The organism is Pseudomonas sp. 22515 (assembly GCF_052044625.1).
Taxonomy (GTDB): domain Bacteria; phylum Pseudomonadota; class Gammaproteobacteria; order Pseudomonadales; family Pseudomonadaceae; genus Aquipseudomonas; species Aquipseudomonas alloputida.
In genome coordinates this window covers 1-1,885 of record NZ_JBQENN010000069.1, presented here as the reverse complement: position 1 = coordinate 1,885, position 1,885 = coordinate 1, and the positions used below count along the sequence as shown (strand labels likewise).

Genomic DNA, 1,885 nt, shown 5'->3' with positions numbered 1-1,885 from the left:
CGTGGCAGACCGGGGCAACCTTGCAATACGCGGCATCACCTACAACCAGGAGGACCTGCGGGAAGCACTGGCGGCGCTGCTGGAAGCGGCTAAAAGCGAACCACAGTCAGCGTCATCCTTCGCCCTGCCGGAAGCACTTGCCAGGCAAGCCCATGCCGCTGCCAATGCCTTTGGGCGCATCAACACCCTGTACGAACAGATGCAGGCACAGAGCAGCACGGCCAGCATCGGCCTGTATGCCTGGTACGTCGCGCTGGGGCGGCAAGTGCTGCGCACCGCGACCCCCAACAGCATGGACCGCGCACTGCACCAGGGTTTGCGGCTGACCTTGTTCGCTTCGGTGCATGAAACGGCTGTCGATATTCGCCTGAGTGAAGCTGCACGTAGCGGGCAGCCCATTAACCCAAAACGCAGTGCAGGCCAGGTATCAAGGTACCTCGACCAGGCCTGGGCTGAAGGGTTGATGCAGGCCCGTAACAGTGACTTCTACAAAGTGCGTGTCTCCGGGCTGGTGTGCCTGCTGGAAGGGATGCTGATGGCCTTCAAAGCGCGCGAACTGCCTGACAGTGATGCGCGGGTGAAGACCGAACTCCTGGCGGCCGCGATGACCACGGCAGCGGCGGGCTTTGAAGTTGGAGCCAGCTATGTGGACCAGGTGGTCGCGCGGTACGGCGCGAACAGTGTGACCGGACGAGGAGCAGCGGCCGCTTTAGGGCGTTTGAAACTATGGGGCGCCAGTTTAGCTGGCACCGGGGGTTCACTGCTGGCGTGGTGGGATTTCACTGATTCGGTTGAGCATTTCAAAAGCAGCCAGAGTGGCGCTACCAAGCAGGTTGAAAAAAACTCCAGACTCTTGGCGGCTACTTATTTTGTAAGAGGGGTCGCTACAGTGACTCTCTCACTTGCTGAGTTAGGAACGGCCGTTGCGACTGCAAAACCTTTTTTCGACTACCTTTCTCAAAATGCCAAGACCAAGCTCGTCAGGACGCTATCCACCTCCTTGGGAGCACTTGCAAAAAAGCTCGGCACGCAGGCTGCTCGATTATTACTTGCGCGCCTCGTTCTTGGGGCGTTCTGGATTGGCCTGGTCTTCACATTGATTATTTACATATTTGAAGACGATGCTTTGGAAAAGTGGTGCAAACGCAGCAGCTTCCGCCTTGCAAAAAACTCAAAACCGTTTGAAGAACAAGAAGAGCTGAAGACCCTGCACTCCGCATTCAGCGAGGTATTGTGATGTATCTGATCGAATGGGGTTTTTGGCAAATGGCTACTGAATCCGAAGCCGCGCGAAAAGCATATGAAGCAGAACTGACACCGAACGAAAAGCGTCAAGATTTATATGAGGGTGACCTGGCTGAAGAAATGCACTTCCAATCCGTTAGTAAACAACCCTATGCAAGAGGACCTGTCTTCGCGTTCAGCGACACTATTTTAGAAATGCGCTGCGGAGGGTCAGAAGAAAAGCGTGGGCTTATTACGCTCGCAACGCTCGGCGCTGTCGCCCCGGCCATTGCTGGGGACTAATGATCACCACTGGATTTTTATGGATGGACATCACCGATCCGGATGGGCGTTCCGTAATCACTATTCTTTCAACACTTATAATGCTCTCAGTCAGCTCCACCTTAGTGTATATTTATTCAAAGTATGGAATCCACTTAACCCGACTAGAAATGCTGACTAGCCGTCACTTGCTCATTCGCTTCAACCGAGTAACCCAACAAGTTCACCTACATCGACCGAAATACTGCGGCGGCATCGTCACTTTCCCGTGGAATGCAACCGGGAGCACTGGCTTATATCCAGAAGATGACTCACTCAGCATGGGCATGCGACTAGGCCTGGTCTGGCACCCCAGCCGCACCGGCCTGCCCCACATGGA

2 pseudogenes are annotated in these 1,885 nt (G+C 54.9%); both read left to right on the top strand.

The features are described from left to right. Window positions 1-1,237, top strand: a pseudogene (locus ACTJJN_RS26965) (T6SS effector BTH_I2691 family protein); the annotation flags it as partial. Then, a pseudogene (locus tag ACTJJN_RS26960) lies at window positions 1,237-1,885 on the top strand (DUF6708 domain-containing protein); the annotation flags it as partial. The pseudogenes ACTJJN_RS26965 and ACTJJN_RS26960, both read left to right, overlap by 1 nt.